This window comes from Kitasatospora sp. NPDC042419 (genome assembly GCF_056437345.1).
Genome location: NZ_JBWKAW010000027.1, coordinates 99,267 through 124,353 on the forward strand (window position 1 = coordinate 99,267; position 25,087 = coordinate 124,353).

25 protein-coding genes are annotated in these 25,087 nt (G+C 74.0%); 9 read left to right on the top strand and 16 right to left on the bottom strand.

The features are described from left to right. From AC067J_RS34740 to AC067J_RS34755, 4 genes are all read right to left on the bottom strand, one after another. Positions 1-891: a carbohydrate ABC transporter permease gene (locus tag AC067J_RS34740; RefSeq protein ID WP_478306098.1), complete on the bottom strand. Its 891-nt coding sequence runs from the start codon at positions 889-891 to the stop codon at positions 1-3. Further along, the gene (locus tag AC067J_RS34745; protein ID WP_478306169.1) at positions 888-1,778 is read right to left on the bottom strand and encodes a carbohydrate ABC transporter permease; all 891 of its coding nucleotides are present in this window, start codon (positions 1,776-1,778) and stop codon (positions 888-890) included. Before AC067J_RS34745 ends, AC067J_RS34740 begins: the two co-directional genes overlap by 4 nt. Positions 1,779-1,810: 32 nt before the next feature. Next, the gene (locus AC067J_RS34750) at positions 1,811-3,151 is read right to left on the bottom strand and encodes an ABC transporter substrate-binding protein (RefSeq protein ID WP_478306100.1); all 1,341 of its coding nucleotides are present in this window, start codon (positions 3,149-3,151) and stop codon (positions 1,811-1,813) included. 368 nt (positions 3,152-3,519) lie between these two features. Beyond that, positions 3,520-4,707: an aminotransferase class V-fold PLP-dependent enzyme gene (locus tag AC067J_RS34755; protein WP_478306102.1), complete on the bottom strand. Its 1,188-nt coding sequence runs from the start codon at positions 4,705-4,707 to the stop codon at positions 3,520-3,522. A gap of 418 nt (positions 4,708-5,125) precedes the next feature. Here AC067J_RS34755 and AC067J_RS34760 point away from each other — a divergent pair, with 418 nt between their 5' ends. Continuing rightward, positions 5,126-7,498, top strand: a complete 2,373-nt coding sequence (locus AC067J_RS34760) for a collagenase (protein ID WP_478306104.1) — start codon at positions 5,126-5,128, stop codon at positions 7,496-7,498. A gap of 122 nt (positions 7,499-7,620) precedes the next feature. Here AC067J_RS34760 and AC067J_RS34765 read toward each other — a convergent pair whose 3' ends face one another. Beyond that, positions 7,621-8,106: an N-acetyltransferase family protein gene (locus tag AC067J_RS34765; protein ID WP_478306106.1), complete on the bottom strand. Its 486-nt coding sequence runs from the start codon at positions 8,104-8,106 to the stop codon at positions 7,621-7,623. 356 nt (positions 8,107-8,462) lie between these two features. Here AC067J_RS34765 and AC067J_RS34770 point away from each other — a divergent pair, with 356 nt between their 5' ends. Then, positions 8,463-10,172: a proline--tRNA ligase gene (locus tag AC067J_RS34770; RefSeq protein WP_478306108.1), complete on the top strand. Its 1,710-nt coding sequence runs from the start codon at positions 8,463-8,465 to the stop codon at positions 10,170-10,172. Positions 10,173-10,277: 105 nt separating this feature from the next. Here the strand turns inward: AC067J_RS34770 and AC067J_RS34775 are convergent, their stop codons facing one another. Next, positions 10,278-11,174 (bottom strand): LysR family transcriptional regulator, encoded by an 897-nt coding sequence (locus AC067J_RS34775; protein WP_478306110.1) that lies wholly within the window; start codon positions 11,172-11,174, stop codon positions 10,278-10,280. 408 nt (positions 11,175-11,582) lie between these two features. Between AC067J_RS34775 and AC067J_RS34780 the strand changes: the two genes are divergently transcribed. Then, on the top strand, positions 11,583-12,803 hold the full coding sequence (locus tag AC067J_RS34780; RefSeq protein WP_478306112.1) for an MFS transporter: 1,221 nt from the start codon (positions 11,583-11,585) through the stop codon (positions 12,801-12,803). Positions 12,804-13,152: 349 nt separating this feature from the next. On the opposite strand, the gene AC067J_RS34785 is transcribed toward AC067J_RS34780, so the two are convergent. The 8 genes from AC067J_RS34785 to AC067J_RS34820 all read right to left on the bottom strand — a co-directional run bounded on the left by AC067J_RS34785 (position 13,153) and on the right by AC067J_RS34820 (position 19,592). Continuing rightward, positions 13,153-13,695, bottom strand: a complete 543-nt coding sequence (locus AC067J_RS34785; protein WP_478306114.1) for a hypothetical protein — start codon at positions 13,693-13,695, stop codon at positions 13,153-13,155. 337 nt (positions 13,696-14,032) lie between these two features. Beyond that, positions 14,033-14,188: a DUF6131 family protein gene (locus AC067J_RS34790; protein ID WP_478306116.1), complete on the bottom strand. Its 156-nt coding sequence runs from the start codon at positions 14,186-14,188 to the stop codon at positions 14,033-14,035. A 164-nt stretch (positions 14,189-14,352) separates the two neighbouring features. Beyond that, on the bottom strand, positions 14,353-15,225 hold the full coding sequence (locus tag AC067J_RS34795) for a SigB/SigF/SigG family RNA polymerase sigma factor (protein WP_478306118.1): 873 nt from the start codon (positions 15,223-15,225) through the stop codon (positions 14,353-14,355). A gap of 334 nt (positions 15,226-15,559) precedes the next feature. Next, positions 15,560-17,980 carry a SpoIIE family protein phosphatase gene (locus AC067J_RS34800; RefSeq protein ID WP_478306120.1) on the bottom strand — a complete coding sequence of 807 codons (2,421 nt, stop codon included), beginning with the start codon at positions 17,978-17,980 and terminating at the stop codon, positions 15,560-15,562. Beyond that, a complete protein-coding gene (locus tag AC067J_RS34805; protein WP_478306122.1) occupies positions 17,977-18,417 on the bottom strand; it encodes an ATP-binding protein in 441 nt (146 codons plus the stop codon). Before AC067J_RS34805 ends, AC067J_RS34800 begins: the two co-directional genes overlap by 4 nt. Next, a complete protein-coding gene (locus tag AC067J_RS34810) occupies positions 18,417-18,782 on the bottom strand; it encodes an STAS domain-containing protein (protein WP_478306124.1) in 366 nt (121 codons plus the stop codon). The genes AC067J_RS34805 and AC067J_RS34810 overlap by 1 nt, the downstream gene beginning before the upstream one ends. Before the next feature lie 20 nt (positions 18,783-18,802). Beyond that, positions 18,803-19,225, bottom strand: a complete 423-nt coding sequence (locus tag AC067J_RS34815; protein ID WP_478306126.1) for an ATP-binding protein — start codon at positions 19,223-19,225, stop codon at positions 18,803-18,805. 193 nt (positions 19,226-19,418) lie between these two features. Then, positions 19,419-19,592 carry a CsbD family protein gene (locus AC067J_RS34820; RefSeq protein ID WP_478306127.1) on the bottom strand — a complete coding sequence of 58 codons (174 nt, stop codon included), beginning with the start codon at positions 19,590-19,592 and terminating at the stop codon, positions 19,419-19,421. Positions 19,593-19,787: 195 nt separating this feature from the next. Here AC067J_RS34820 and ddaH point away from each other — a divergent pair, with 195 nt between their 5' ends. Then, complete coding sequence (gene ddaH, locus AC067J_RS34825; protein WP_478306128.1) at positions 19,788-20,729, top strand: dimethylargininase; 942 nt, start codon at positions 19,788-19,790, stop codon at positions 20,727-20,729. A 28-nt stretch (positions 20,730-20,757) separates the two neighbouring features. Continuing rightward, positions 20,758-21,819, top strand: coding sequence for an iron-containing redox enzyme family protein (locus tag AC067J_RS34830; protein WP_478306130.1), 1,062 nt, complete (start codon positions 20,758-20,760; stop codon positions 21,817-21,819). On the opposite strand, the gene AC067J_RS34835 is transcribed toward AC067J_RS34830, so the two are convergent. Both AC067J_RS34835 and AC067J_RS34840 read right to left on the bottom strand, forming a co-directional pair. Beyond that, positions 21,784-21,993 carry a CDGSH iron-sulfur domain-containing protein gene (locus tag AC067J_RS34835; protein WP_478306171.1) on the bottom strand — a complete coding sequence of 70 codons (210 nt, stop codon included), beginning with the start codon at positions 21,991-21,993 and terminating at the stop codon, positions 21,784-21,786. The genes AC067J_RS34830 and AC067J_RS34835 overlap by 36 nt on opposite strands. A 118-nt stretch (positions 21,994-22,111) precedes the next feature. Next, positions 22,112-22,765, bottom strand: coding sequence for a HemK2/MTQ2 family protein methyltransferase (locus AC067J_RS34840; RefSeq protein WP_478306132.1), 654 nt, complete (start codon positions 22,763-22,765; stop codon positions 22,112-22,114). A gap of 182 nt (positions 22,766-22,947) precedes the next feature. Between AC067J_RS34840 and AC067J_RS34845 the strand changes: the two genes are divergently transcribed. From AC067J_RS34845 to AC067J_RS34860, 4 genes are all read left to right on the top strand, one after another. Further along, on the top strand, positions 22,948-23,271 hold the full coding sequence (locus tag AC067J_RS34845) for a plasmid stabilization protein (RefSeq protein WP_478306134.1): 324 nt from the start codon (positions 22,948-22,950) through the stop codon (positions 23,269-23,271). Positions 23,272-23,674: 403 nt separating this feature from the next. After that, a complete protein-coding gene (locus AC067J_RS34850; protein WP_478306136.1) occupies positions 23,675-23,842 on the top strand; it encodes a hypothetical protein in 168 nt (55 codons plus the stop codon). Between the two features lie 104 nt (positions 23,843-23,946). Further along, entirely contained in the window at positions 23,947-24,426 is a 480-nt protein-coding gene (locus AC067J_RS34855; protein ID WP_478306138.1) for a flavin reductase family protein, read from the top strand. 43 nt (positions 24,427-24,469) lie between these two features. Beyond that, positions 24,470-25,036, top strand: a complete 567-nt coding sequence (locus AC067J_RS34860; RefSeq protein ID WP_478306140.1) for a DUF6328 family protein — start codon at positions 24,470-24,472, stop codon at positions 25,034-25,036. Positions 25,037-25,087: the final 51 nt, after the last annotated feature.

The following is a 25,087-nucleotide window of genomic DNA, read 5'->3' on the forward strand; positions in this document are numbered from 1 at the left end:
TCAGCCTTTCGTGGCACCGGCCAGCAGGCCGGAGATGAACTGGCGCTGGAGGGCCAGGAAGAGGGCCATCATCGGCAGGGTGGACAGCGCGGTCCCGGCGAGGATCAGGCCGTAGTCGGTGTTGCTCTTCATGCCGTGCAGGGTGGCCAGGGCGACCGGCAGCGTGTGCATGTCGGGGCTGCGCAGGGCGATCAGCGGCCAGACGAAGCTGTTCCACGAACCGAGGAACAGGAAGATCCCCAGCGCGGCCAGGACCGGCCGCATGACCGGGACGACCACGCCGAACAGCACCCGGAGCTCGCCCGCACCGTCCACCCGGGCGGCGTCGAGGAGTTCGTCCGGCATGCCCGCCAGGGCCTGCCGCATCAGGAAGATCGCGAAGGGCACGCAGAGGCCGGGCAGGATGAGCGCCTGGTAGCTGTCCATCAGGCCGAAGGACATCATCATCTTGAAGAGCGGCACCAGCAGCACCTGGTCCGGCACGACCAGGGTGGACAGCAGGACGACGAACAGCGTCGTCCGGCCGCGGAACCTGAACTTGGCGAAGGCGTAGCCGGCGAGCAGCGCGACCACGAGTGCGCCGACGGTCTGCACCCCGGAGACCAGCAGGGAGTTGAGGAGGACCCGGCCGATGCCGATCTTCGCGTCCAGGTGCGAGAGGTTCTCGCCGAGGTGGGAGCCGGGCAGCAGCTTGGGCGGCCAGGAGAAGATGTCGGCGTCGCTGTGGGTGGCGGAGACCACCAGCCAGTAGAAGGGGGCGACGGACAGGCCGGTGACCGCCGCCAGGATCAGGGTCGTGGGCCAGCCGCGCAGCCGGGCCCGGAGCCCCTTGCCCGCCGTCGTCCCGGTGGTCGGAGGTGCCACGCGGGTCGCCCGCGTCGTCAGGGTCATTCGCGTTCTCCCATCAGGCGCATCTGGACCGCGCCGAGCACCGAGACGATCAGGGTGAGCGCGTAGGCGATGGCGGAGGCGTAGCCGAAGTCGAAGTACCGGAAGCCGTTGTCGTACAGGTACATCGAGACGGTGAGGGTGGCGTTGTCGGGGCCGCCGCGGGTGAGGACGTACGGCTCGTCGAACAGTTGGAGGGTGCCGATGGTGGACAGCACCACGGTGAACAGCAGGACGGGGCGCAGCGCCGGCAGGGTGATCGCGAAGAACCGGCGCAGCGGGCCGGCGCCGTCCACCATGGCGGCCTCGTACAGCTCCTTCGGGATGCCCTGCAGGCCGGCCAGGTAGATGACGGCGTTGTAGCCGGTGTAGTGCCAGGTGAGGACCAGGACGACGGCCATCCGGGCCCAGAAGCCGTCGCCGAGCCAGTCGACGCCGGACAGGCCGATCGCCTCCAGCAGGCTGTTGACGGCGCCGCGGTCGGTGTCGAGGAGGAAGGCGAACACCACGCCGGTGGCGACCAGGCCGGTGACGGAGGGCATGAAGATGCCCAGCCGCCAGACGGTGCGGAAGCGGACGAGCGCCGCGTGGAGGGCGACCGAGAGCCCGAGCGCGAGCGCGAGCATCAGCGGGACCTGCACGACGAGGATCCGGGCGGTGTTGCCCAGCGCCGTCCAGAACAGCGGGTCGTCCAGCAGCTTGCGGTAGTTCGCCAGACCCGCGTTGCGCGTGTTCGCGCCGGAGCCGGTGGTGAGCGACAACAGCAGCGAGGAGATGATCGGGTAGGCCTTGAACACCCCGAACGTCACCAGCGCGGGAGCCAGCAGCAGGTAGGGCAGGGCCTTTCGGCGCAGGACCGCGCGGCGCCGGGAGGGTGGCGGCGCCGGGATCCGGGGCGGGGCGGCGGGGCGGAGTGCGGTCGTCACTTGATCTTGCGCCCGGTCTGCTGGGCCAGCTGCTTGGCGGCGTCCTGGAGGGCCGCGGCCGGGTCGGCGCCCTTGGTCAGGACCTTGGCCTGGGCGTCGTTGACGAGCTTGAGGGCGCGGGCGAAGTCACCGGAGTAGTTGGTGGCGTCGCCGCCCTGGCCGAGCAGGTCGGCGAAGGTCTTCAGGACGGGCTGGCCGCCGTAGTAGGCGTTGGGCGCGCTGTAGATCGGGTCCTGGTAGGCCGCGGTGAGCGCGGGGAAGACGCCGCCGGCGTTGAACATCGAGTTGACGGAGGCGGGCCGGGTGAGGGCGTACTCGACGAACTTCCAGGCCGCGGTGCGCCGGGGGCTGGTGGCGGAGACGGCCAGGTGGGTGGAGTTGACGATGGCGGTGCGCTTGCCGCCGGGGGTGACCGCCGGCGGCTGGGTGAGGCGCCAGTTGCCGCTCTGCTCGGGGAACTTGGTCTCGATCCAGTGCGCGCCCCAGGACGCCAGCGGGTTGGCTCCGAGCTTGCCCTCCTTGATCTGGCTGCGCCAGATGGTGGAGCTGGCGGCGTCGAGGATCAGGCCGGCGTCGTCGAGGCGCTTGACCAGGGTCAGCGCGCGGATCGCCTCCGGGGAGGAGACGGTGATGTCGCCCTTGAGGTCGAAGTAGAAGGCGCCCTGCTGCTGCATCAGCGACTGCAGGAAGTCGAGGTCGGAGGAGGGGGTGCCGGACTTGTTGATGCCGAACAGCGCGACGCCGGGGTTGGCGGCCTTGAACTTCTCGGCCACGGCGATCAGGTCGTCCCAGGTCTGGAACGTGGTCGGGTCGATCCCGGCCCGGTCGAACATGTCGCTGCGGTAGAAGAAGCCCTGCGCGTTGACCTCCCAGGGCAGCGCGCGGACGCGGCCCTCCTTGTCGGAGACGGCCGGCCACAGGCCCTGGGCGAACTTGTCCTTGTAGCCGTCGGCGCCGAGCGCCGACAGGTCGGCCAGGCCGCCGGGGAACTTCTCCAGGTAGCCGGGCAGGTAGTCGCAGCCGATGTGGAGGACGTCGGCCAGGCCCTGGCCGCCGGCCGCCAGGCCGACCGTGATCTTGTCCCAGATCGCCGGGTTGCCGACGTCCTGGACGTCGACCTTGATCCCGGGGTTGTCCTTCTCGAACGCCGGGACGACGCCGCGCAGCGCCTCGGCCGCCGTGGTCCAGGACCAGACGGTGATCGTGCCGGTGGCGGCGTCGCCGCCGGAGGAGCCGGAGTCGGAGCCTCCGCAGGCGGACAGGGCGCCGCCGGCGGAGAGGGCCAGCAGGCCTGCGCCGGAGGCCCGCAGGAGGTCACGACGGGAGAGGTGTGACATGGCATGCCTTTCGGAAGGGGGGAGCGGCAAGCGGACGGGAACATCGGGTGGGGGCGGGCGGTGGGCCCGGAGGTGGGGGCGGCCCGCCGGTCGGGCGGGTGCGGACGGCCCCCGCGCGGTACGACCCTCCGCCGGTCGGGCGGGTGGTCGGGCGGCACGGGTCGTACAGGACGTACGGGCGGTACGCGTTCGGGCGGTACGGGTCGTACAGGACGTACGGGTGGTACGGGCGGTACGGGTGGTACGCGGTCGGGCGGTGGGTCCTCCGCCGGTCGGGCGGGCGGTCCGGCGTTCGGTCGGTCGGCCGGTGGGGGTGGTCCGGCCGGGACGCGGTGGGGAGGGAGCGGGGGGTCGGGTGGGAGCCGGGGTCAGGCGGCTCGGAGGGCGTGGGCGGTGCGGGCGGCCCGTAGCGCGTCGCCCAGCAGTTCGGCCGCCGCCGGGCCGGTACTGGCGTGCGGCGACAGCCGGATCCAGCCACCGCGCAGGGTGGTCGAGACGCCGGCCTCGGCGAGCGTGCGGTGGACGGCGGCGGGGTCGGCGCCGGGCAGTCGCAGCCGGGCGATCCCGCTGACGCCGGGCGTCTCGCCGCCGGTCCGCTCGCCGCCGAGGGTCTCGGCGCCGGCCGCGCGGGCGGCGCCGAGCAGGCCGTCGAGCGCCTCGCCGATCAGGGCGTTGATCCGGCCGATGCCGACGTCCCTGGCCAGCGCGAGGGCGGCGCCCAGGGCGGCGACGGCGGGACCGTCCGGGTTGGTGACGGTGTGCGCGACGGCGCCCGGCCGGGCGGGGCAGGGGTGTCCGGGGGCCTCGATCGGGTCGACGACGCCGGACCACCCGCCGAGCCCCGGCGCGAGCTGCCCGGCCACCCGGTCGCGGACCATCAGGACGGCGGCGCCCCAGCCGGCCCGCAGCCACTTCTGGCCACCCGCGGCGAGGACGTCCGCCGCCTCGGCGGCGAACTCGACGGCGCCGAGCGCCTGGATGGCGTCCACGACCAGGACCCGGTGCGGGCCGATCGCCTCCTTGATCGCGGCGATCGGCGCCCGGGCGCCGGTGGCGGCGTCGACCGCGCAGACCGCGACCGCGCGCACCCGCTCGTCCAGGTGGGCCCGGACGGTGTCCGCCGTCAGCGGGCCGTCGAGCTGGCGGACCGCCAGTCCGCCGTTCCCCTCGGCGCGCAGCCAGGGGTAGAGCGCACCGGGGAAGTCGGACCGGCTCACCAGCACCGTCCCGCCGGACGCCCCGGACGCCCCGGACGCCGCGCGGGGTGCGGCGGCGCCGAGCGCGTGGGCGGCGGCGAACAGGCCGTGCGAGGTCGAGCTCACGAACGCGATCTCGTGCGGCGCGCAGCCGAGCACGTCGCCCGCCGTCCGCGCCGCCGTCTCCGTCTGCGCGTCGAGCCCTTCCAGCACCTCCCAGCCCTCGCGGTGGAGGCGCTCGGCCGACCCGGTCAGCACCTCGGTCACCCGCGCCGAAACCGGTCCGAACCGCGCGAAGTCCACATAGCCGAACGGCTCGGCGAACTGCCGCAGGTACTCCGGCACAACCAGCACCGTCATGGCCTCACCCTCGATTTGAACGTTCAAACCCACACAAACAAACAGAACCAATCAGCCCCGAACGAGCGGGTGCCAGCAAACGCCCGCCGCCGAGTTCCCGTCAAGACCTCTGCACCGCAAAACCGCAGTCCGAGACCCTCTCGTTACCCAGCGCCCGAACTCCTCACAACACCCACTTGCGCAATGCAATTTGACATTACTATTTTACTTATCGATGAGTCGGCAACCCCATCGCCGACTCCTTCACCCCCACCTCTGACCCCGTTGCGCCCCGGCTCCGGACCGGCCCCGCCGACCGCCGCCGACCCGCACGGGCAATTCCGTACGGCTGCCTCCCCCACCCCCGGCCTACGTGGTGGCTTGCGCACCCCACTGCTCCACGTCATCAGCACGCCCTCACACCTCCTCAGGAGTCCAGGTGACCCCCACCGCTCCACGCCTGCGCACAGTCCTGCTCTCGGCAGCACTCGCGGTGACCCTGGCGGCCCCGCTCATCCAGAGCGCCCAGGCCGCCACCCCCGGCGCAGCCGCATCCACGTCCGCCCCCGGCTCGGCCGCGCCCGCCGCCACTCCGGCGCCGGGCAGCCTCGCCGGCCCCCACGGGGACGTCGCCCACGGGGGCGCCGCCCACGGGAACCCGGGCCAGGAAGGCCCTCCGGCTCCGGAGGGCGCTCCGTCCTCCGCCGCCCTGCAGCCGAAGACGACCGCCGGGCAGCCGGTCGCCGACCCCGCGGGCACCCCCGTCACCCCCCTCGCCGCTCCGAGCGCGGCCTGTTCCCCGGCCCTCTTCACCTCCCTCGGCCCGGCGGCACTGGCGGACTTCCTCTCGGACCCCGCCCACACCTACGACGACTGCCTGCGCCCGCTGTTGGGCGAATGGCGCCCCGAGCTCGCCAAGGTCCTCACCCAGGAGCACGTCCGCACGGTCGCCGACCGGATCAGCAGCCTCGCGCCGCGCTTCGAGCCCACCAACAACCTGAACCAGCGCGGACTCTGGTACTTCCTGCACGTCGCGGTCCTGTTCGACTTCAACCACGGCGAGTTCGACTTCAACGACGAGACCACCACCGCCGCGATGAAGCGGGCCATCGCCGCCTACACCGGCAACCCCCGGATGTTCGAGCCGACCACCGAGAACGGCTACGCCATGGGCGAGCTGCTGGCGGCCGCCACCGCCCCCGGGCTGCGCCCCGGCAGCCTCCCGCTCATGACACGGGTGCTGGGGTACTTCGCCCCCGGCGGCCCCGCCATCGGCGACACGGGGTGGAACTGGGCGGTCCAGCAGGCCCTCCAGATCAACTACCAGGGCGTCCTCAACGTCGTCGAGGACAAGGGCAGTTACCGGGAAAAGGTCGCCGCCGACCCCGCCTTCCGCGAGGCCCTCCGCGCCTACGCCTACTACGGCCACCTCAAGGGCACCGCGAGCGACTGGGCCGTCCGCGACGCGATGTCGGAGTACGCCCGGCTCTTCGCGATCGAGTCGCTCAGGCCCGAGCTGAAGGCCAACGCCGGCAGCATGATCACCAGCGTCCGGAACACCTTCGGCCGGCTCAGCCCCCAGTGGGGCTACATCGCCGTCCTCACCAACGACACCGGCATCTGCGGGCAGTACGAGGCCTGTCGGACCGACCTCCAGCGCGAGATCCTCCCCAACACCTACAGCTACGACAACGGCACGCTGATCGTCCGCACCCCGCTCGACCGGGCCACCGCGGACCAGCTCTACTACGCGACCAAGCAGGTCAAGGCGCAGTTCTTCCGGACCGTCGGCACCGACCAGCCGCTGGCCGACGACACCCACCCCGTGCTGACGGTGCAGCTGTACGGCACCAAGACCGACTACAAGGCGCTGCAGTACCTGCTCTTCGGGATCAACGACGTCGAGAACGGCGGCATGTTCCTGGAAGGCATCTCGACCTTCTTCACCTACCAGCGCACCTCACACGAGTCCACCCTCAGCCTGGAGGAGCTCTTCCGCCACGAGTACACCCACTACCTCAACGCCCGCTGGGCCATCCCGGAGAGCGGCTACACCGACCGCTGGCCCAGCGCGGCCACCTTCGCGATGAACGAGGGCACGGCCGAGTACTTCGCCGGCTCCACCTCCGCGGACGGCGTCCGGGCCCGCCGGACCATGATCGACCAGATCCACGCCGAGGACCAGGCCGGCAAGACGCGTCTGACGGTCGACCAGATCCTGCACGCCACCTGGGACCAGTACCAGTTCCGCGCCTACCCGTACGCGGCCGCGTTCTTCAACATGCTCGGCGAGCAGCACCCCGACCAGTTCACCGAGATGTACCGCCTGCTGCGCGCCGACGACCTCGACGGCTACAACGCCTGGCGCGACCGCCTCGGCAGGGACGCCGGCCTCCAGCGCGACTACACCGCGTACCTCGACAGCGCGATCGGCCGCCTCCCCAGCCTGTACGTGCCCGTCACCACCTACACCGCCAACAGCACGCTCAACTACGCCTGGGCCTCGGAGGTCCGCGACGCCTTCACCCGGGCCACCCAGAACACCCCCGTGTGCAAGGACAACGGCGACTGGTCCAACAAGATGCGCTTCAGCTGCTCCGGCCGGATCACCGCCAACCTGACCAGCTCCTTCGACGCCGCGAAGATCAGCAAGGACATGGCCGGCACCATCGACTACTACCTCCTCGACCGGGGCGCCGGCGCCGCCAACAACCTCGCCGACATGAACTGCTGGTTCGGCAAGGTGGACGTCTGGCCCACCGGCCAGGCCGGCACCGCCGACTACACCTGCGAGGGCCCGCTGCGCCGCTGACCGCGCGGCACCACCGCACCGCGTGAACGGGAACCGGGCCGAGCGGCCCGGTTCCCGCCGCGTCCGCCCCGCTCCCTCCTCCCGGCCCCCGCCCCGCGGCCGGGCCCCGGAGCCGGCGGGCCTCAGAGCCGGCGGAACATCACGTGCTGGCCGACGAGTCCGTGCTCGGGGTGGTCGAAGACCTCCGGCACGGTGCCGACCACCTCGAACCCCAGCGACGTCCAGAGGTGCACCGCGGGCTCGTTGACCTCCACCACCGCGTTGAACTGGATCCCGTGGAACCCCTGCTCGCGGTGCCAGGCGACCACGTACTCGCCGAGCGCGCGCCCGACCCCGCGGCCCTGGTACGCCGGGTCGACCAGGAACGAGCCGGTCCCGATGTGCGCGCCGCGCCCGGGCTTGTTCGGCCCCATCTTCGCCGAGCCCACGATCACCCCGTCCAGGACGGCCACCACCGTCCGCCCCGGCGGCGCCTCCATCCACCACGGCTTCGCCTCCTCCAGGCTCTGCCGCTCGGGGAACGCGTACGTCCGCCCCTCCGCCATGATCGCGGAGTAGAACGGGTAGATGCTCGGCCAGTCCTCGTCGGAGGCGATTCGGATCTTCATCCGCGACAGCGTACGCGCCCGCCCCGCCGATCGTGACCTGTTTATGCCAAGCCCCGGAGGGGCCGGAGCCGCCGATACCGCCGATGCCGCCAGTACCGCCGGTGCCGCCGGGCGCCGCTCCACCGGCACCGAGCGGCGATTCCCGGCATATCGGCTTGCCTTCCCCTGCCGACTCTGGAAAATTCGTCTCCCACCCCGGGGGCCGGGGCACGGAATCGCGCCCGCCCCGCGGCGGTCCCCGGCGGGTACCGCCGCCCTCCCCCGGGCACCGCAGATCGCCACCCACGTTCCCTCTCCTCGGGGTCCCGCGGAACCGGCCGGGTCGGAACCGGGATCCCCGAAGAAAGCAGTCGGCCATGCGCTGGTCCCAGATGCACATCCCGACCCTCCGGGAGAACCCGGCGGAAGCCGAAGCACCGAGCCATCAGCTCCTGCAACGGGCCGGATACATCAGGCAGTTGATGTCGGGTCACTATTCGCTGCTGCCGCTGGCCGTCCGGGTGCGCGCCAAGGTGGTCGCCGTCGTCCGCGAGGAGATGGACGCGATCGGCGCGCAGGAGTTCTCACTGCCCGCGATGCACCCCGCCGAGATCTGGCAGCGCACCGGGCGCTGGGATTCCATGGGTGACGAGATGTTCCGTCTCAAGGACCGCCGGGGCTCCGATCTGGCGCTGGGAATGACGCACGAGGAAATCTTCGCCACACTCGCCCTCGAACTGAACTCCTATCGTCAACTCCCGCAGATGTGGTACCAGTTCCAGACCAAATTCCGCGACGAGCCGCGCCCCAAGGCCGGGCTGATGCGCACCCGCGAGTTCACCATGAAGGACTCCTACAGCTTCGACCTGGCCCCCGAGGGGCTCGACCGCTCGTTCGAGCTGCACCGGGCGGCCTACGAGCGGATCTTCGCCCGGCTGGGCATCCCCGCGCTGGCGGTCGAGGCGTCCAGCGGGAGCATGGGCGGCTCGGCCTCGACGGAGTTCATGTGCCTGTCGGAGGTCGGCGAGGACTTCGTCGTCCACTGTCCCGCCTGCGGCTACGCGGCCAACGTCGAGAAGGCCTCCTCCGCCCTCCCGCCGAGCGCGGACGGTGCCGGCCCGGACGCCCCCGAACCCTTCGACACGCCGGACGTCCGCACGATCGACGACCTGGCCACCCGGTTCGGCGCCCCGGCCGACCGCCAGATCAAGACCCTGGTCCACGTCCTGGACGGCACCCTCACCCTCGTCCTGCTCCGCGGCGACCACGCCCTGTCCGAGCAGAAGCTCGCCGACGCGACCGGCGCCACCGAGGTCCGGCCGGCCCGGCCCGAGGAGATCCGGGAGGCGCTCGGCGCCCTGCCCGGCAGCCTGGGCGCCGTCGGCGTCGCGGACGAGCTCCCGGTGCTGGCCGACGAGGCGCTGCGCGGCCGCACCGACATGTTCACCGGCGCCAACCGGGACGGCGTCCACCTGCGCGGCGTCGACCCGGCCCGGGACATCGGGGCGACCCGCTGGGCCGACCTGCGCGAGGTGGCGGCGGGCGAGCCCTGCGTCCGGTGCGGCGAGCCGCTGCAGGTGCAGAAGGCCGTCGAGGTCGGGCACATCTTCAAGCTGGGCCGCAAGTACAGCCGGGCCCTCGGCGTGCGCGTCCTCGACGCGACCGGCACCCCCACCGACGTGATCATGGGCAGCTACGGCATCGGCGTCGAGCGGGCCATGGCCTCGATCGTCGAGTGCCACCACGACGACCGCGGCATCGTCTGGCCGGTCCCGGTCGCGCCGTTCCAGGCCGTGATCGTGGTCGCCCAGCCGGCCGACGAGAAGGTCGCGGCCACCGGCGGGCAGCTGTACGGGCAGCTGCTCGCGGACGGCGTGGAGACCCTCCTCGACGACAGGGACGAGCGGCCCGGCGTCAAGTTCAAGGACAGCGAGCTGGTCGGGATCCCGTTCCGGGTGACGGTCGGCAAGCGCGGACTGGCGGGCGGCACGGTGGAGTTCACCGAGCGCGCGACCGGCGAGACCCTCGACGTCCCGCTCGGTGAGGTCTCCGCCCACGTCCGGAAGGCCGTCGCCCGGGCGAGCTGAGGCTGTGCACGCCCCGGCCGGGCCGGAGCGGGTACGCGAACGCGTCCGCACCCCACCCGTCCGACGGCGGCACGGACCCGGTTCCGGCCCCGTGCCGCCGTCGGCTCAGCCGATCTGCCGGGCGGCGTCCGGTTCGGCGGCTGTCCGGAGGAAGGCTTCGAGGCGGGCGGACTTCCCCGCGGTGGGCCAGACGAGGGCCCACTCGGTGAGCGGGGCGTCGTGGATGGGCACGAAGGTGATGCCGGGCGGCGTGTAGTAGCGGCGGACGTGGGCGTTGACCGGGCAGACGATCTGGCCGGCGGCGAGGAGCGAGAGCAGTTCGTGGAAGGTCCGCACGGACTGGCCGCGCGGGATGGGGCGCCCGCTCGGGGTGGACGTGGGGAGCATCGCGTCGATCCAGTACCCGGGCACCCCCGGGCCCGGGTCGAGGATCGCCCGGCCGGCGAGGTCCTCCAGCGAGACGGACTCGCGCCCGGCGAGGTCCGAGTCGGTCGCGACACCCAGGACGCGGCCCTCGGTGAGGACGGTGGGGCCGACGCTGAGGTCCGGTTCGTGCACCGGGCGCCAGATCACCTGCACATCGAGCCTGCCGGCGCGCAGCATGCCGAACGGGTCGCTGAACTGGTACTCGACGACCTCCACGGTGCACTCCGGGTGGCGGGCCTCGAAGGCGTCGATGACCGGGCGCATCTCGTTGCCGAGCACGCCCATGACCCCCAGCCGGAGCGTGCCCCGCACACCCAGCGCGGCATCGCTGGCGCGGGCGAGACCGCCGTGGATCAGGTCGTAGGCCTGCTGGAGCTCGACGCGCAGGACGTGGCCGACGGGGGTGAGCGTCACGGTGCGGCTGGTGCGGTCGAACAGGGGGGCGCCGATGCGCCGTTCCTGCTTCTTGATGGCCTGGCTCACCCGCGCCTGGGATATGTGCAGCCGCTCGGCGGTCCGGCCGAAGTGCAGTTCCTCCGCCAGCGCCAGGAAGATCTCGATGTCACGCAGTTCCACGGCTGTCCGCCCCCTCCCGTGCGATAACCCCGGAGTTATCGATCAGCGCGCGAAGTCTACGTTGATCGCGAAAGCGCCGCGGGGGGAAGGTGGGAGGGTCCGCGGCAGCGCCGTCCACCGAGGCCCTGGCCCGGTGCAACTCACCTGACCTGCGGCTGTGTTGCCCCGACATCGCGCCCACCGGACCGCCCGGCCCCGCCTTCCGGCCCGCTCCCCCCTCCCGCCTGCCTGTCCGTCAGGCGGTCCTCGGCGGAACGGATCCGGGCCCGGCCGGCCGGGCCCGCCCGCCCCGCTCCCCCTCCACTCCCCGCCCATCCCGCAGTCCCCGCACTCCGCGCCGTCCCCCGTCCGAACCCTCCGCCCGGCGACCGCACCCGCCGGCCCGCCACCACCCGAGGAACGTCCCACATGACGACAGTCGAACCCGTCCGGCCGCACCCCACCGACAGCCCGCCGGCCCCCGGCCCCGGCCCGGAGACCGTACCGCTGCGACGATGGCTGGCCCTGGTGGCCGTGGCCGTCGGCACCTTCGCCATGGTGACCGCCGAGCAGCTGCCGATGGGGCTGCTCACACCCATCGGGGGTGCCTTCGACGTCTCCGAAGGGGCCGCCGGCCTGATGGTGACCGTGCCGGGGCTGGTCGCCTCCGCCACCGCGCCGCTGCTGCCCGTGCTGATCGGGCGGCGGGACCGCCGGACCGTCCTGATCGCCCTGCTCGGCCTGATGGCCGCGGCGAACCTGCTCTCCGTCACGGCGCGGAACTTCCCCGTGCTGCTGGGGGCGCGCTTCCTGATCGGCATCAGCATCGGCGGCTTCTGGGCGCTCGCCGCCGGCATCGCGGTCCGAATGGTGCCGGCCGCCTTCGTCGGCCGGGCCACCGCCATCACCTTCGGCGGCGCCACCGCCGCCAACGTGCTGGGTGTGCCGGCCGGCACGCTGATCGGGGAGTTCAGCGGCTGGAAGGCGGCCTTCGCGACCGTCGGCGGGCTCGGGCTGCTCGTCGTGGCCGCCCTCTTCGCCCTCCTGCCGGCGATGCCCGCCGCCGAACCGGTCCGGCCGGCCACCCTCGTCGCACAGTTCCGCAACCCGGCGGTGCGGGCCGGGGTGCTGACCACCTTCCTGCTCGTGGGCGGCCACTTCGCGGCCTTCACCTTCGTGAGCCCGATCCTGCAGGACGTCTCGGGCATCGACGCGGGGATGGTCGGCCCGCTCCTGCTGGCCTTCGGCGTCGCCGGCATCATCGGCAACTTCGTCGTCGGCGCGGCCGTGGGGCGCGACATCCGCAGCATCATCATGGCCATCGGCCTGGCGCTCGCCGTGGTCCTGGCGCTCTTCCCGCTCGTCGGCACGGCGCCGGTCGGCGGCATCGTGCTGCTGATCGGCTGGGGGCTCGCCTTCGGCGGCGTCCCGGTGAGCGTCCAGACCTGGATCCTGCGGTCCGCCCCCGGCGACACCGAGGCCGCCACCGCCCTCAACGCCTCCGTGTTCAACCTCGCGATCGCCCTCGGGGCCCTCTGCGGCGGCCTCGTGGTCGACGCGGCCGACCTCACCACCACCCTCTGGACCGGTGCGGCCATCGGCCTGCTGACCACCCTGACGGTCTGGCGCGCCCGCAGGACCTCGCCCTGACGACCTGGCTCGTCACCCGCCCGTTCGTCCTCCTCCCCCTCCCGCAGCCGGCACCGGGCCCCGTCGGGGAGGCCGGTGCCGACGCCGCCCTCCGGACCGTGGCACCGAAGGAGGCTGCGGGCGGCGCCGAGCCCGGCCGGCGGGACGGCGGGTGACGAACGGGCGCCGTCCTGACCCGCGCGGCACCGGACGCACCGCCTCCCTGCCGCAGCAGGCCTGACGACCTGCCACCGAGGTGGTGGACCGCCGGGCGTGTTTGCAGAGTCGCGGCCCCGGCGGGACTCTGCAAACACGCCCGAGCACGGCCGCCCCCGCCCGGACCGGGCGGGGGCGGCCGTCGGGGTGGGGGTCAGTCCCAGGGGTTGGCCGGCTGGCCGATGATCGCGGTCCAGAAGCGGGTGTTGTTGGGGATGTTGCCGTAGGCCCAGAACGTCCAGCCGCCGGTCTGGGCGAGGTCCGGGCCGTAGTGGCCGTCGTGGAACTCGGCCTGGCGCCAGCCGGCGCCGAAGGTGGCCTGGCAGATGGTGTCGGCCGCGGCACGGCTGTTGAGGCGGTAGCCCTTCACCGGGGCGCTGAGCGCGACGGTGCCCAGGGCCCAGCCGCTGTGGAAGGCGGGGGTGATGCCGACCGGGACCGGGCTGCCGTCCACCTTGAGGCAGAGCACGGGCAGCGAGGCCGACGGCGGGGTGTCGCCCTGGTAGGCGTTGCTCGGGCTGCCGCCCGGGCCGCCCACCTGGACGGAGCCGTCGGGCCCGTAGTTGAGGAGCTCCCAGGTCATGCCGAGGTGGGTGGCGGGACCGGGCGCGGCGTTCGCCGGGGCGGCGGTCAACGGGACCAGGACGGCCGCGGTGACGGCCGCCGCCGCGGCGGCGAGGCGCTTGGTGCGGGTCATGAGGATTCCTCCGGAGGCTGCGGATACGTCGTGCGAAGGCGACCGGCCCCTCGCGGTTCCGGTACGGACCGACACTCTCAACCGGCGGCACGGACCTCGCACGATCCGGGCATCGGATCGTCACCAGGCGTGATCACCCGGCCGTGGCGCGAAACCGGAACCGTCCCGCCCGGCGAAGGCGCCGGGCGGGACGGTTCGGTACTGCGAAGGTCGGGCGGGTCTGACGGGTCTGACGGATCTGGCGGATCTGGCGGATCTGGCGGACGGGTGGTTCGGGCAGCCGGGGGCGGCTCGGGCGGCCGGGGCGGCCGCCCTCGGCCCGGGCACACCGGGCCGGTCAGTAGTAGTGGCGGCGGCCGCCGACCTCGTGGCCGACCGCGCCCATGATCCACAGAATCACGCCGATGAGGGCCAGGATGATTCCGATGGTCCACAGGATGGAAAGTCCGGTGACGAATCCGATGACGAGGAGGATGACTCCGAGGACGATCACGACGATCTCCGTTCTGCCCCCCTCGGCTGTCGCCCTCCGCCGTTGCGGAGGCCACTCCTGCGCCTTTCCTGTTCCCGGCTCTTCAATCGGGCGGGCGCGAAATGCCCTTCGGCCCACCGGTCGACCCACCGGTCGGACACTCCGACGGCTCCCCGACGACTCCCTCAGCGGCTCTCCGCCGCCGGGTCGGCCAGCCGCTCCCGCAGGCTGCCGAGGGTGGCGGCCAGCAGCCGGGAGACCTGCATCTGGGAGCAGCCGAGCTCCCCGGCGATCTCCGACTGGGTGCAGTCCCCCCAGAACCGCAGCATCAGGACCGTGCGCTCGCGCGGCGAGAGGTCCCCGAGCAGCGGCCGCACGGACTCCCGGAACTCGACGAGCGCGAGGTTGCGGTCCTGCTCCCCCAGGCGGTCGATCAGCGCGCTGCCGGTCTCGTCCTCGCGGTCCTCGCGCAGCGCGTCCAACGAGTCGGAACGGTAGGCACGGCCCACTCCGAGCGCGGCGGCGACCTCGTCGGCGTCCAGGTCCAGCTCCCGGGCGAGCTCCTCCACGGTGGGCAGCCGTCCGAGCTCCTGCTCCAGGACGGTGGAGCGGCGGGCGACCTTCAGGTAGAGCTCCTGGAGGCTGCGCGGGACCCGCACCGGCCAGGAGGTGTCACGGAAGAACCGTTTGATCTCGCCCGCGATGGTCGGGATCGCGTACGTCACGAACACCACGCCCCGCCGGTGGTCGTAGCCGTCGACCGCCTTGATCAGGCCGACCGTGCCGACCTGAAGGAGGTCCTCCCGCTCGGCGGAGCCGTTGCGGAAGCCCGCGACGACGAACCGCACCAGCGGCATGTTGAGCTCGATGATCGTGCCGCGCACGTAGCCGTAGGCGGCCGATTCGGGTTCCAGTGCGGCGAGGCGCTCGAACAGCGCGTCGCTCACCGCCCTGGCCTCGGCCTTGCCCATGGCCCGCATCCGGGCGGGGGTCGGTCGGGGGAAGTCCTGCTCGGTCGGGGCGTGTGCGGGCGGCGTCGAGGTGGTGAGGGTGGGCACGGGGGGTCATCTCCCTGGCTGGTCCCTGCGCCGCCGCGCCCCGGACGAACGGGGCGCCGCGTCCACCCGCGGGACGGCGACGGACGGCCGGCGGCGGGGGCGCGCAGGAAAGGGGATGGGAGACCGTGGCACCCGGCTTCTTCAGGCGGCGGCATCCCGGCACGGTGAGCGTGCCGTGAACCCGGCGGATGCGGACCGCCGGTACGGAGGGGCCGTGGGCCCGAACACTCCGTTCTCTGGTGATACCCACCCATCGGCGGATGAATCATCCTGTGCGCCACCGGTAGGACCACACGCCCCAGCCCGGACCGCGCCCACCGTCCGGGCCGGCCCTTCAGGCCAGCCGGATGCCGATGACGCAGGTGTCGTCCTGCGGATTGGGGGCCCGGAGCCGGCGCAGCACGTGGTCGAGGCAGCCCGGGATCCCCGGCACCTTGTACTCCTCGACCGCCCTGAGCAGCCGTTCGAGGCCCCGGTCGAGGCCCTCGTCGCGCCGCTCGACCAGCCCGTCGGTGAAGAGCAGGACCAGGTCGTCCGGTGCGAGGGTCAGGACCGTGCTGCGGTAGACGGCTGCCGGGTGGGCGCCGAGCAGCGGCCCGACGGGCGGCTCCAGGTAGCGGGCGACCCCGTCGTGGACCAGCAGCGGCGGCAGGTGCCCGGCCCGGGCCCAGGTCAGGGTGCGCCGTACGGGGTCGAGCCGGCCGCAGACGGCGGTGGCGATGAAGTCGGCGCCGAGGTGGCAGAGCATCTCGTTGAGGAGCTGGAGCAGCCGTTCCGGTTCGGCGCCGGTGAAGGCCAGGCCGCGCAGGGCGTCGCGCAGCTGCGCCATGCCGGCGGCGGCCCGCAGTCCGTGCCCGGAGACGTCGCCGACCACGATGAGGACGGTGCCGTCGGGGAGGGTGAGGATGTCGTACCAGTCGCCGCCGACCCGGGTCTCGCTCTCGGCCGGCAGGTAGCGGGCCGCCACGTCGAGGTTGCGCGTGGGCGGACTGCTCGGCACGTCCATGAGCGCGTGCTGGAGCGCCCGGACGGCGCGGTGCTCGACGGCGGTCCGGCGGACCTGTTCGGCGAGCCTGGCCCGGGTGTCGGCGAGCGCCTTCTCGGTGTGCCGCCAGGCGCTGATGTCCTGGATGACGCCGCGCACCGCGAGGACCTCGCCGTCCCGGTTGCCGGGGACGGTCTCGGCGATCGCCCGGACGGTCCGCGCGATGCCGTCCGGGCGGACCATCCGGAACTCCAGCGTGGCGGAGGCGTGCCCGGCGAGCAGCCGCTCCGCCAGGATCCGGACGGCCTCACGGTCGGCCGGCGCGACGGCGGCCTCCGCCTCGGCCGGGGTGATCGTGCCGGACGCGGCCCGCTCCGGCAGGCCGAGCAGCCGGAAGACCTCGGGCGAGCAGTCGAGTCGCGCGGTGGAGACCTCCCACTGCCAGGTGCCGAGGCCGGCCAGCCGCTGGGCCTGGGCGAGCTGCTGCTCCCGGCGTTCCTGTTCGTCGTGGGTGCGCCAGCTGACCAGGACCCCGTCGAGGAACGGCGTGGCGTGCAGCGTCATGGTCGAGCCGTGGACGGCGCCGCCGACGATCTCGACGTACTGCTCCGCCTCCCCCTCGTAGGGCAGGCCGGAGGCCGCGACGTCGAGCAGGTGCTGGAAGGTCCCCGAGGAGACCATGCCGGGGTAGAGCTCGCTGAGCAGCCGGCCGGTGATGTCCTGGCCGGTGCGGCCGGCCAGGTCGACGGTGGCGGCGTTGGCGTGCGCGACCCGCAGGTCGGTGACCTTGCCCTCGGATTCGCGGACGGCGTGCAGGATCAGGACCGGGTCGAGGAGGGCGTCCAGCACCGCCCGGAACCACGGCTCGCCGGCGGGCACCGGCGCCCCCGCCTCGTCCTCGTCGGGGGCGAGCACCCGCAGCAGCTGGGCGGCGCACAGCCGGGCCAGCGCGGAGAGGTAGCGCTCGGTGGGCCGGTCCGGGCGGAACGTCCCGGGCCAGCCGAGCTTCATCGCGCCGATCAACTGCTCGCCGGTGCGCAGCGGCAGCGCGCAGACGGTGTCACCGGGGACGAGGTCCTCGCCCTTCAGGTCGGGGTAGCGGGTGGCGAACTCGGAGCGCCGCACCCAGACGGTGGCCCCGCCGCGCGCGGCGTCGGTCAGCGGCAGGGACATGTTCGGGGGGATCCGCTGCCACTGGCTGAGCTGGTGGGAGGGGACTCCGTGGCTGGCCACCAGCCGCAGCGCGCCGTCCGGTTCCAGGACGGTGAGGGCGACGGCGCCGACGCCCAGCGGGGCGAGGGCCGTCTCGGTGAGCAGAGCGGCGAGCTCGTCGGGCGACTCGGCCGAGGCGAGGGCCGAGGCGGCGACGTGGTAGCGGGCCGCGAAGTCGTCCACGCCCGCGGGAGCGGCAACGACCCGGGGCCGCGGGGAGTCCGGGCCGGGCCGCGCCGGACCGGCCCGGACTGGGGCGGGGAGCCGCGGTGCGGCGGGCGGGGCGGGGAACGGCACGGGCTCGTCGCCGTCCGGCGGCGCGGCGGTCCCGAGGAGGTCGGCGGCGATGTCGACGAGCTTGCGGTTGCTGTCCTGGGACAGCTGGACGAGGTGGCTGAACGCCTCGTCCGGGGTGCACGAGATCCGCTCGATCAGGATGCCCTTGGCCTGCTCGATCACGGCGCGCGTGCGCATGGCGCGGCGCTGCCCCTCCACCTCGCCGCGCAGCCGGTCGATGGTGGCCCGCAGCCGGGCGCTCTCGCTCTGCGGTTCCGTCATCCGCGTTCCCCGGTCCGTTCGGCCGCCGCGGGCGGGGCGGAGATCTCCGACCACACGGTCTTGCCGTCCGCGCCGGGCACGCTCCCCCAGGCCCAGGACAGCAGCGCGACCACGCGCAGTCCGTGCCGACCGGGGACGGCCGGGTCGTCGTTGCGTCGGAGTACGGGCGGCTCGGGGCTCTCGTCGGACACCTCCACCCGCAACCCCGACGGTGAGCGGCGCAGGCGCAGCTCGATCGGGCCGCCGGCGTGGCGGGCGGCGTTGGTGACCAGCTCGCTCACGATCAGCAGGACGTCCTCGGCCACCGCCCTGCGCTCGCCCCCGGCGGCCGGGAGCCAGCCCCAGTCGAGCAGGGCCTCCCGGGTGAACGCACGCGACCTGGTGACCGCCCCCGTGGCGGACACCAGGGCCAGGCTCCGTTCGGCGTCGGGTTGCATCAGCAGTCCTGGCCGGCGAGCGCCTCGCCCACCGAGGGGAAGATGCGGAAGATGCCCTCGGCACCGGTGATCTCCAGCATGCGGGCCACCATCGGGCTGGGCCCGGCGAGCACCAGTGTCCGGCCTCCGTCCTCGGCGGCGAGGCGGGTGCGCAGCAGCAGGTTCAGGCCGGTGGAGTCACAGAAGGACAGGCCGTCGCAGTCGACGACGACCGGGCCGGGCGGGCCGCGCAGCACCGTCTCCAGCGCCTCGCGCAGCGGCTGCGCCGTGTCGTGGTCCAGTTCGCCCTCGGGACGGACGACCACGCTCCGTCCGGAGGGGCTGACCGTCACCGAGAGTCCCACGGGGACACGGTCGGCTTCCATGGCCTGCTCCTCCCACGTCGTCATTCCACGATAGGCCGCATCGTCCCTCCCCGGTTCCGTACGGTCGTCTCGACGATCTTGCCGCTGGCCGTGCGGACGGCGTGCACCCGGCGGCCGATGGCGGCCACCACGAGCAGCCCGTATCCGGACGGCCCCGGTTTCCCGGCCGGCCGGAGCAGCTCCGGGCTGGTGTCCTCGACGGCGATCTCGACGCCCGCGTCGGCGACGGCCATGGTCAGCCTGCACGGGCCCGGTGCGTGGCGGCACGCGTTTCCCACCAGCTCACCGACCACCAGGACGGCGTCCCGCCGGGTCTGCGGGCTCAGTCCGCCCCGGTCGAGGCCGGCCAGCTCGCCGAGGAAGCGTCCTGCGGCGCTTCGCGCCAGGCCTTCCGACCCGGGCGCGCCGTCCAGGTCGACGTCGAGCGAGGGGACACAACGCACGACGTCACCTCGCTTCTCCTCACATCCGCTCCGGACCTCGCGTCTACCCCGGGACGGCGGGCGGAACCCGGCGCCCCCGGGGCCGGGGAGGTCCCGGCCCCGGGGCGTCGTACCGGCCGGGGCGTGCGCACCGCGGTCCGCCCTCGCGGACGAGCGGGCGAGCGGACGAGCGGACGAGCGGACGAGCGGACGGTCAGTGCCTGGTGGCGTCCTTGAGCTTCTCGCCGGCCTGCTTGATGTCGCTCTTCGTCTGGGTCGCCCGGCCCTCGGCCTTCAGGCCCGGGTCGTCGGTGGCCTTGCCGACGGTTTCCTTCGCCTTGCCCTTCGCCTTCTCGGCGACGTTCTTCATCTTCTTGCCGGCGCTCATGGCGTCGCTCCTCCGTTCTCGGGCCGGGCGTGGTCGCTCCGGCGTCTCCGGGCGTCTGCTCCGGTCCGCCGAGCCGAAACCTCCCCTCCGGCGCGGCCCCGGTCCGTTCCCCGACGGCCGGGACGGATCCGAGTGGCGGGCCCCTCACCGGGCAGACGCTCGCCGGGGGCCCGTCGAACCTGAGGAGTGACCGCCATGTCCCGCCCGGAACGCGCCGCACGCCGCCGCCGGCTGCTGATGTGCCCGCCCACGTACTTCTCGGTGGACTACGCGATCAACCCGTGGATGGTCCCCGGGAGACCGGTCGACCGGCCGCTGGCGGTCCGCCAGTGGGAGCACCTGGTGGACGTGTACCGCTCGCTCGGGCACCAGGTGGAGTTCGCCGCCCCGGTGCCGGGGCTGCCCGACATGGTGTTCAGCGCGAACGCGGCCACGGTGGTCGACGGGCGGGTCCTGGTCGCCCGGTTCCGCCACCCGGAGCGGGCCCCGGAGGCGCTGGCGTTCTGGCGCTGGTTCACCGGCCGCCCGTTCGCCGAGGTCGGCATGGCGGCGCACGTCAACGAGGGACAGGGCGACATCCTCACCGCGGGCCGGACCCTGCTCGCCGGAACCGGCTTCCGCACCGAGTCGGCGGCCCACGACGAGGTCAGCCGCCGGCTCGGCCTCCCGGTGGTGAGCCTGCGGCTGGCGGACCCGCGCTTCTACCACCTCGACACCGCGCTGTGCGTCCTCAGCGAAACCGAGGCGGTGTACTACCCGGGCGCCTTCGACCGGGCGAGCCTGGCGACGCTGCGGGCGCTGTTCCCGGACGCGCTGCTCGCGACCCGGGAGGAGGCCGGACGCTTCGAGCTGAACGCCTTCAGCGACGGCCGGCACGTCGTGCTCCCCAGCACCGCTGACCGGCTGGCCGACCGGCTGGCCGGCCGGGGGTTCGAGCCGGTCGGCGTCGACGTGTCGGAGTTCCGCAAGGCCGGCGGCGGCGCCAAGTGCTGCACCCTCGAACTCGATTCGGCGCTGCCCGACGGGGCCCGGCCCGAGGTGCCCCGGGTGGACGCCCGCCGCGAGGACGTCCACGCCGTGGACGCGCACCGCACGGGCGCGTCCCGCGCGCGTGCGACCCGACCCGACGCGGCCTGACCGCCGCCCCGCCCCCTCGGAGGCCGCCGTGATCGAGACACCCCGAGCACCCCGCCCGCCCGCCCCGCGCGGCCCGCTCTCCGAGGGCGTCCGGACCGCCCTCACCGCCGGCCCGCCCGGCGGCACGGACCGGCTCCGGCCGTACCCCACCCGCACGGACGACCCCTGGGGCGGGGACCTCCAGCTGGCCCTCTACCTCTGCTACGAACTGCACTACCGCGGTTTCGAGGGCGTCGACCCGGCCTGGGAGTGGGACCCCGAACTGCTGCGGCTGCGCCGCGAGCTGGAGCGGCACTTCCTGGCCGCCGTCCGGGAGGAGACGGGCGAACCGCCCCCGCTCGACGACCTGCTCGACCGGCTGCTCACCGAACCGCGCACCGGCACCGGCCCCTCCCACTTCCTGCTCGCCCGCGGCGAGCGCTGGCAGGCCCGCGAGTACCTGGTGCACCGCTCGCTGTACCACCTCAAGGAGGCCGATCCGCAGCTGTGGGCGGCGCCCCGGCTCGGTGGCGCGGCGCAGGCGGCGTTCCTCGCCGTCGAGTACGACGAGTACGGCGCGGGGCACCCCGACCGGGCCCACTCCCGGCTGTTCGCCGAGATGATGGCGGACTTCGGCCTGGATCCCGCGTACGGCCGCTACGTCGACGCGGCGGCCGCCCCGGCGCTGGCGGTGGTCGACCTGATGTCGCTGTTCGGCCTGCACCGGGCGCTGCGGGGCGCACTGGTCGGGCAGTTCGCGGCCGTGGAGATCACCTCCTCACCCGGCTCGGCACGGCTCGCACAGGCCTTCGAGCAGCTGGGCGCGGGCCCGGCCGGCACCCGCTTCTACCAGGAGCACGTGGAGGCCGACGCCGTGCACGAACAGCTGGTCCGGCACGGCGTGATCACTCCGCTGCTCGCGGCGGAGCCCGGGCTGGCGGGCGACGTCGCCTTCGGGATCGCCGCAGGTTCGCTCGCCGAGGACCGGCTCGCCGCCCACCTGACGGCGGCCTGGACCGCCGGGCACAGCTCGCTCCGGGGTGGGCCGCTGCCCGGCGGGGCGCCGCCCGACGGCTCACGGAGCGGCGGGCCGCCCACCGGGAGCGGGTGAACCACCGGGGCGGTGGCGGCGGTGGCTGGTGTCGCAGAACGGGTAGCGGCGGCTGCGGCCGCAGGTGCACAGGGCCACCACCGGGCGGTCGGAGCGGACCGTGGTGCCGTCCGGGAGCACGATCTCCACCGGGCCCTCGATCAGCACCGGGCCGCGCTCGGTGGGCCGCACCAGCCGCGGGCCACCGGCCTCGGGACGGGGCGGCTCGTTCGAGCGGGACGGCGACGGACGGGGCGGCTCAGGTGGGTACGGCGCCCCGGACGGTCGCGGCGGACGGCCCGGACGCGGCGGGTCAGGCCGGACGCGCACCGCGGATCACCACCAGCTCCTCCTCGCGGACACCCGGGTCGATCAGGCCACGGCTCTCGAACCACGCGGCCCGCCCCGTCATCACCGGCCCGAACCCTTGGCGCCGCCGGGCCACCACCTCGGCCGCCAGCCCGGCCCGCCCGAGCGCGCGCAGGGTCGCCGGGACGTCGGCGAGCGAGGACTGCACCAGCAGCAGGACCCCTCCTCGCGCCAGCAGGCCGGGGGCCTCCCGGCAGATCCGGTCGAGCAGCAGCCGGCCGTCCGGGCCCGCGTCCCAGGCCCGCGCGATGCCCCGCCGGGGGCTCCCGGCCCGTTCGGCGGGCACGTACGGCGGGTTGCTCAGCACCAGGTCGAACCGCCGGCCCCGGACGGGCCCGGCCAGGTCGCCGTGGCGCAGCCGGATCCGGTGCCGGTGGAGCCAGCCGTTCAGGCCCGCGGTAGCCAGGGCCAGCCAGGACACGTCCACCGCCGTCACCCGGGCCCCGCGACCGGCCGCCGCCAGCGCGAGCGCGCCGGTGCCGGTCCCGAGGTCGAGGCAGCGTGCCCCCCGCAGCGGGCCCTCCCGGGAGAGGCTCTCCGTCAACAGGGCGGTATCGCCCTGGACCGGGTACACACCTGGTGGTCTGAACAGCAACATACCGCGCGCCTGCCCCGGATCCCCGCGCCCAACCGGCGGGCCGGCCCCGGGCGGACCGGCCCGCCGGACGTGCCCGGACCCCGGCGGTGCGAGGCCGTGTCGACCGGCGCGCACCGGGTAGACGTGGAGGCCCGGACACCGGCGGAATGCCGGTGGACGGCCTGCGGAAGGAGAAGCGCACCATGCCCAGGGGATCCAGCCCGAAGCGGGAGCGCCAGTACGAGCACATCAAGGAGAGCGCCCTCGACCGCGGTGAGAGCGAGGCACGGGCGAAGGAGATCGCCGCCCGCACGGTCAACAAGGAGCGTGCCCGGCACGGCGAGTCCAGGACCGCCAGTCGCAGCTCGACGCACGACGTGTCCTCCGGCCACCGCGGCGGGAAGCGCTCGCACAGCGGCGCCGCCGGGCCGACGTACGAGCAGCTCTACAACGAGGCCAGGCACCGTGGCGTCAAGGGCCGTTCGAAGATGAACAAGCAGCAGCTCAAGCACGCCCTCGGCCGGTGACGACAACCGCTGAGGCAACCCGCTGAGGCAACCCGGTGAGAACCAGCCGGTGAGAGCAAGCCGGTGAACACAGAGAGGAACGCCATGACCGTCCCCGTCCCGCCCGACCCGGACACCCGACCCCCGCAGCCCGGGCCTCCGGCGCCCGGCCCAGGACACCCGGCTCCGGATCCCACACCGGGCGACCCCCGACCGTACCCGGCGCCGCCGGACCCGGTGCCGCCGGTGCCCGGCCCGCCCGTCCCCGGCCCCGGGCCCGACCCGGCTCCCCCGCCGGTGCCCGCCCCCGGGACGGCCTCGGGAGAGGTTCCCGGGACGCGGTCGGCGCGCTGACCGTGCGGCGGGGACCCGACGCCCCCGCCGCACCGGGGATCCGCCACGCGGAGAACCCAAGGAGGCCGACATGGCGCTCGTACTCTTCCTGCTCCTCGCCGCGGTCGTGCTCGGACTGGTCGGCGTGGTCGTCGACGGACTGCTCTACCTGCTCTTCATCGGCATCGCGGTCCTGGCCGTGGCCCTGGTCGTCGCCGCGGTCCGGTTCCGGCGCGGGGGCCGGAACACGCCGCGCTGAGCCACGCCGAAGGGCCCGCGACGGGCCCCGACCGCCCCGCGACCGGCCCACGGGATCCGCGGACACGGGTTGCGGGTATGACCATCCCGAGAGGAGACGGCAGCATGAACGACTTCGACGCGTTCGCCGACCTGCTCGACTACCCGGTCCAGATCGTCACCGCGGCGGCCGACGCGGAACGGGCGGGCTGCCTGGTCGGCTTCGCCGGGCAGTGCTCGATCCGGCCGCCCCGGTTCACCGTGTGGATCTCCAAGGCGAACCGCACCTACGCCGTCGCCTCGCGCGCCACCACCCTGGCGGTCCACCTGCTGCCGAGGCAGCGCCACGACCTCGCCGAGCTCTTCGGCGGCCGCACCGGCGACGAGGTCGACAAGTTCGCGTCCGTCGCCTGGACCCCCGGCCCGGACGGCGTCCCCGTCCTCACCGACGCCGCCGCCTGGTTCGCGGGCCGCATCCGCGACCGGGCCGACTGGGGGGACCACGTCGGGTTCCTCCTCGACCCCCTCACCACCCGCACCACCGGGCACCGGCGGGCGCTGTCCTTCCGCGACGTGCGGGACATCGACGCCGGACACCCCGCATGACCAGGCCCGGCCGGGACACCCGGCCGCGCCGGAGAGGCCCACCGTGACGACCGACGGCGACCCGGCCGCCCCGCGCTCCGGCCGCGACGAGACGCCCGCGGAACGGGCGGACCGCCTCTGGACCGACATGCTCCAGGAGGTCCGCGTCGCGCAGACCGGCGCGCAGATCCTCTTCGGCTTCCTCATCGGCGTCGCCTTCACCCCGCGCTTCGCCGGCCTGCCCGACTTCGACCACGACCTGTACGTGGCCACCGTCCTGCTCGGCGCCGTCTCCACCGGCGCCCTCGTCGCCCCCGTGGCCTTCCACCGCTTCCTCGCCGGCCACGGCCTGAAGCCCGAGCTGATCCGCATCGCCGGCCGCCTCATCGCCATCGGCCTCGTCACGCTGGCCCTGACCATGGCCGCCGCCCTGCTCCTCCTGCTGCGCACGGCCACCGGCAACGACGCCGCCGCGTGGATCCTCAGCTCCGCCGTCCTGCTCTGGTTCACCACCACCTGGCTCGTCCTGCCCCAGCTCGTCCTGCACCGCGCCGCCCGCCGACGGCCCGTCCCCGGGGCGGCGGACGCCGGCACCCCGCCGGACGCCGGCCCCGACCACCCCCGGGCCTGACCGCCCGCTCCCCCGGCACCGACGGCGGGCCGGTACGGCTGTCGGCCCCGG

What these genes read in the sequence shown, in the direction of transcription:
- AC067J_RS34740 (WP_478306098.1), bottom strand. Translation starts at nt 891, where the DNA reads ATGACCCTGACGACGCGGGCGACCCGCGTGGCACCTCCGACCACCGGG.
- AC067J_RS34750 (WP_478306100.1), bottom strand. Translation starts at nt 3,151, where the DNA reads ATGTCACACCTCTCCCGTCGTGACCTCCTGCGGGCCTCCGGCGCAGGC.
- AC067J_RS34755 (WP_478306102.1), bottom strand. Translation starts at nt 4,707, where the DNA reads ATGACGGTGCTGGTTGTGCCGGAGTACCTGCGGCAGTTCGCCGAGCCG.
- AC067J_RS34765 (WP_478306106.1), bottom strand. Translation starts at nt 8,106, where the DNA reads ATGAAGATCCGAATCGCCTCCGACGAGGACTGGCCGAGCATCTACCCG.
- AC067J_RS34770 (WP_478306108.1), top strand. Translation starts at nt 8,463, where the DNA reads ATGCGCTGGTCCCAGATGCACATCCCGACCCTCCGGGAGAACCCGGCG.
- AC067J_RS34780 (WP_478306112.1), top strand. Translation starts at nt 11,583, where the DNA reads ATGACGACAGTCGAACCCGTCCGGCCGCACCCCACCGACAGCCCGCCG.
- AC067J_RS34785 (WP_478306114.1), bottom strand. Translation starts at nt 13,695, where the DNA reads ATGACCCGCACCAAGCGCCTCGCCGCCGCGGCGGCGGCCGTCACCGCG.
- AC067J_RS34800 (WP_478306120.1), bottom strand. Translation starts at nt 17,980, where the DNA reads ATGACGGAACCGCAGAGCGAGAGCGCCCGGCTGCGGGCCACCATCGAC.
- AC067J_RS34805 (WP_478306122.1), bottom strand. Translation starts at nt 18,417, where the DNA reads ATGCAACCCGACGCCGAACGGAGCCTGGCCCTGGTGTCCGCCACGGGG.
- AC067J_RS34810 (WP_478306124.1), bottom strand. Translation starts at nt 18,782, where the DNA reads ATGGAAGCCGACCGTGTCCCCGTGGGACTCTCGGTGACGGTCAGCCCC.
- AC067J_RS34820 (WP_478306127.1), bottom strand. Translation starts at nt 19,592, where the DNA reads ATGAGCGCCGGCAAGAAGATGAAGAACGTCGCCGAGAAGGCGAAGGGC.
- ddaH (WP_478306128.1), top strand. Translation starts at nt 19,788, where the DNA reads ATGTCCCGCCCGGAACGCGCCGCACGCCGCCGCCGGCTGCTGATGTGC.
- AC067J_RS34840 (WP_478306132.1), bottom strand. Translation starts at nt 22,765, where the DNA reads ATGTTGCTGTTCAGACCACCAGGTGTGTACCCGGTCCAGGGCGATACC.
- AC067J_RS34845 (WP_478306134.1), top strand. Translation starts at nt 22,948, where the DNA reads ATGCCCAGGGGATCCAGCCCGAAGCGGGAGCGCCAGTACGAGCACATC.
- AC067J_RS34850 (WP_478306136.1), top strand. Translation starts at nt 23,675, where the DNA reads ATGGCGCTCGTACTCTTCCTGCTCCTCGCCGCGGTCGTGCTCGGACTG.
- AC067J_RS34855 (WP_478306138.1), top strand. Translation starts at nt 23,947, where the DNA reads ATGAACGACTTCGACGCGTTCGCCGACCTGCTCGACTACCCGGTCCAG.